A 3,404-nucleotide genomic window follows, 5' to 3' on the forward strand; every position below is an offset into this window, starting at 1 on the left:
GCCTGCGTCGGGTGCTGGCGATCGGGCGGGGGGCGTCGCTGCGGCAGGCTGTGCGGGTGCTGGCGCCGGGGCGCCGGGATCCGTGCCGGGACCCCCGCCTGCGTCGGCATCCGTCGGGGGCAGTTCCGCCCCTTCGCTGCGCGGCGGGGTCTGGCCCAACCCGCGCGAGACGGCGGCCGAGCGGGCAAAGATCGCCTTGACGGTGGCCGCGGGCATCGCCGCCCGGCCCACGACCTCGATCGGGACGATGTCGCGCAAGACCTCGGCGTCGGGGCCGATCAGCGTGTCGGCAACGCTGGTCCGGCCGAACCATGGCTCTCCGGGAAAGGCGCCGGGCGCGGGGCGGGCCACCAGGCACACCGGCCCGAACCCATGGCTGTCGGCAAAGGCCTCGGCCTCGACCAGGGTCTGGCGGGCGACGACGGCCACGCGGACCCGCTCGCCGTTGCCGGACCAGTCGAACACCAGATCCTCCACCGCATAGGGGGTGGCGCCCTGCAGTGCCACGCGGATCGCGGCCTCGCGCAGCAGCGGGTCGGGCCCGGGCGAGGTCACCTCGGTATAGAGTATCTCCGAGTCCGGGATCACCAGCTTGGTGAGCATCTGCCCGGCGGGCGCCAGGCTCAGACCCGTGTCGCGCAGCGCGGCAAGCCGTGCATCGAGCGCGGGATCGTTGAGGGCCACGTCGCCGACGCTGAGCCACCCGCGCGGCGTGCGATGCAGCAGGGCGACGCCTTCGTGCGACAGCGTAAGGGCAAAGTCTGGTACCATGGGGGGCCTGTATCACATCGCATCGCGGACAAGGGAGTCCCCTTGCATCACCCCGGACGCTACAGCAGCTTTCTGCCGACGCAAAGTTAATGGTAAGTGAATCGCCCCGCCTGGCATGTGCCGACGGGGCCGGGAGGACGGCACATGGCGATGATGCGCGCAGGGATGACAACAGGTCGCAGGCTGGTGGCGGCGGCGCTGCTGGCGGCGATGGCCGGGGCTGCGGGGGCGGCCGAGATCACCGTCTCGGCCGAGGGCCGGGTGCTGGCCGCCCCCGACATGGCCACACTGCGGCTGGGCGTGCGCGAGCGCGCCGAGACCGCCGAGGCGGCGCTGGAGGCCACATCGACCGCGACCGCGGCCCTGCTGGCGGTGCTGGAGGAAGCGGGGCTGGCGCCCGCGGATGTGCAGACCAGCGAGTTGTCGCTGTACCCTGTCTGGCGCAACGACCGCGACGGTGCCGCGGCGGATGGGTTCGAGGCTGCCAACGTCGTGACGGTGCAACTGCGCGACCTGACGGTGCTGGGGCCGGTGCTCGGGGCTGCGGTGGCGGCCGGGGCGAACCGGTTCGACGGTCTGTCGTTCGGGCTGGCCGAGCCGGAGGCGGCGATGGACCTCGCGCGGCGCCGCGCCGTGGCCGAGGCGCTGCGCCGCGCCGCCCTCTATGCCGAGGCCGCGGGCGTGGAACTGCCGCCGGTGCGCCAGATCCAGGAGGACGGCGCACAGGCGCCCCGCCCGATGATGCTGCGCGGCGCCGAGATGGACATGGCCGCGGCCCCGCCCGTCGCCACCGGCGAGATCGCTCTCAGCGCCCGCGTCACGGTCGTCTTCGGCCCGCCTGACTGACGGTGGCGCCGGGGTCGGCGCGGCGTCCATGGGGCCATCGCGTCGCCGACACCCCCGTTCTTCTTTCGGGGCGCGTGCGCTGGGCGGTGCATCAGGAAGAACGGGGCGCCATGAGGAACGGGGCGCCATGAAGAAAGGCGCCGGGGATGCCCCGGCGCCTTTTTTCGGTGTGCATGATCCGCTGCGGGACCGCGCCTCAGGCGGCTTCGCCGTCCTCCTCGCCGTCCTCGGCTGCGTTCTCGCTGGAGCGCAGGCCGGAGGGGGCGGTGATGTTGGCGATCACGAAGTTGCGCTGGATCGCCGGCTTGGCACCGGCGGGCAGCGTGACGTCGTCGATATGGACAACGTCGCCGATCTCGTGGCCGGCCAGGTCGATGGTGATGTGATCGGGGATGTCGCCCGCGGTCACCTCAAGCTCCACCTCGGAGCGCACCATCACCAGCGTGCCGCCGCGCTTGATGCCGGGGGCGGTTTCGGCGTTGATCACCTCGACGGGGATGAACAGCTTGATGCGGCTGGTGCGGCGCAGGCGCATCAGGTCCAGGTGGATCGGCAGACCCTTGACCACGTCGCGCTGAACGGCGCGGCAGATCACGCGCACGTCGTCATGCCCCTCGACCTTGAGGTTGAACAGCGTCGACAGGAAGCGTCCCGCCTTGAGGTGCTTGATCAGGTAGTTGTAACGGAAGTTCAGCGGCAGCGGATCGACGCCGCCGCCATATACGATGCCGGGCACGAGATGCTCACGACGAGCTTGACGGGCGGCCCCCTTGCCTGTCCCCGTCCGTGCCTCGGCCACGAGATCCGGGATCTCCTTGGCCATTGTGGTCTCCATGTTTCACGCAAGACACGGGCATCCTCCAAGGGTGCATGCCCGCCTGCGGGTCGCGCGATAGCCCAGTTCGGCCCCGAAGGAAAGAGGCTTGCCCGTACCCGCCCGCCACGGCACACCGACGCGATGGCCCGTCCGCCCCCACCCCTGCCGCCGCGCCCGCGCGCGGCCGCGCCGCGCCACCGCGCCGATCTGCGCGCCAGTCGCGTGCCGTTGGCGGGGCTGGTGGCGATGGGCGCGATCTGGGGCGCGCTGGCGGCGGTGATGCCCGATCTGCGGCTGCGGACCCAGGCCAGCGACGCGCAGCTGGGCGCGGCGTTCCTGGCGGCGGCGCTGGTGGCGGTGGTGGCGATGCTGGGCGCGCCGCGGCTGGGGCGGTGGCTGGACGGATGGGGGCGGGCCCGTGCGGTCGCGCCGGTGGTGACCACGGCGGCGATGGTCGGGGCGGCGGTGTTGCCGGGGCTGGTGACACAGGTCTGGCATCTGGCGCTGGCGCTGGCGGTGCTGGCGGCGGCCTCGGCGGTGGTGGATGTGCTGATGAACGGCCGGGTCGCGGCGCTGGAGGCGACGCGGGCGCGCCCGTTGATGAACCTCAACCATGCGGGGTATTCGCTCAGCTTCTTTGCGGCGGCGGTGCTGACGGGGGTGGCGCGCGATGCCGGTGCCGGCCCGGTGCTGGTGCTGGGGGGGCTGGCGGTGGCGCTGGCGCCGCTGGTGGCGCTTACGGTGGAGCGTCGACCGGCGATGGTGGCGGCCGCCCCGGCGGGCGCGCCGGTGCCGCTGGCGCCGGTGGCGGGGCTGTGGCTGCTGGTGGCGCTGGGGGGCGGGGTGATGATGCTGGCCTCGTTGCTGGAGGCGGGCACCGAGACATGGTCGGCGCTGCATCTGGAGCGTACGCTGGGTGCGGGGCCTGCGACCGGTGCGCTGGGTCCGGCGATGCTGGGGCTGTGCATGG

General features: G+C 73.0%; 3 protein-coding genes and 1 pseudogene. 2 read left to right on the top strand and 2 right to left on the bottom strand.

Features of this window, described 5'->3' with window-relative positions; translation table 11 throughout:
* Window positions 1-771, bottom strand: a pseudogene (locus tag CCR87_RS00655) (translation initiation factor 2); the annotation flags it as partial.
* Window positions 772-936: 165 nt separating this feature from the next.
* On the opposite strand from CCR87_RS00655, the gene CCR87_RS00660 reads away from it, so the two are divergent.
* Window positions 937-1,617 (top strand): SIMPL domain-containing protein, encoded by a 681-nt coding sequence (locus CCR87_RS00660; RefSeq protein WP_201155405.1) that lies wholly within the window; start codon window positions 937-939, stop codon window positions 1,615-1,617.
* Window positions 1,618-1,813: 196 nt separating this feature from the next.
* Here CCR87_RS00660 and CCR87_RS00665 read toward each other — a convergent pair whose 3' ends face one another.
* Window positions 1,814-2,440, bottom strand: a complete 627-nt coding sequence (locus CCR87_RS00665; RefSeq protein WP_201155406.1) for a 50S ribosomal protein L25/general stress protein Ctc — start codon at window positions 2,438-2,440, stop codon at window positions 1,814-1,816.
* Window positions 2,441-2,575: 135 nt separating this feature from the next.
* Here CCR87_RS00665 and CCR87_RS00670 point away from each other — a divergent pair.
* Window positions 2,576-3,404, top strand: an 829-nt coding sequence (locus tag CCR87_RS00670; RefSeq protein WP_476748495.1) for an MFS transporter, incomplete at its 3' end; no start/stop codon positions are given.

Origin of the sequence: Rhodobaculum claviforme (genome assembly GCF_016653255.1) — a bacterium.
Taxonomy (GTDB): Bacteria; Pseudomonadota; Alphaproteobacteria; order Rhodobacterales; family Rhodobacteraceae; genus Rhodobaculum; species Rhodobaculum claviforme.

What these genes read in the sequence shown, in the direction of transcription:
- CCR87_RS00660 (WP_201155405.1), top strand. Translation starts at nt 937, where the DNA reads ATGACAACAGGTCGCAGGCTGGTGGCGGCGGCGCTGCTGGCGGCGATG.
- CCR87_RS00665 (WP_201155406.1), bottom strand. Translation starts at nt 2,440, where the DNA reads ATGGCCAAGGAGATCCCGGATCTCGTGGCCGAGGCACGGACGGGGACA.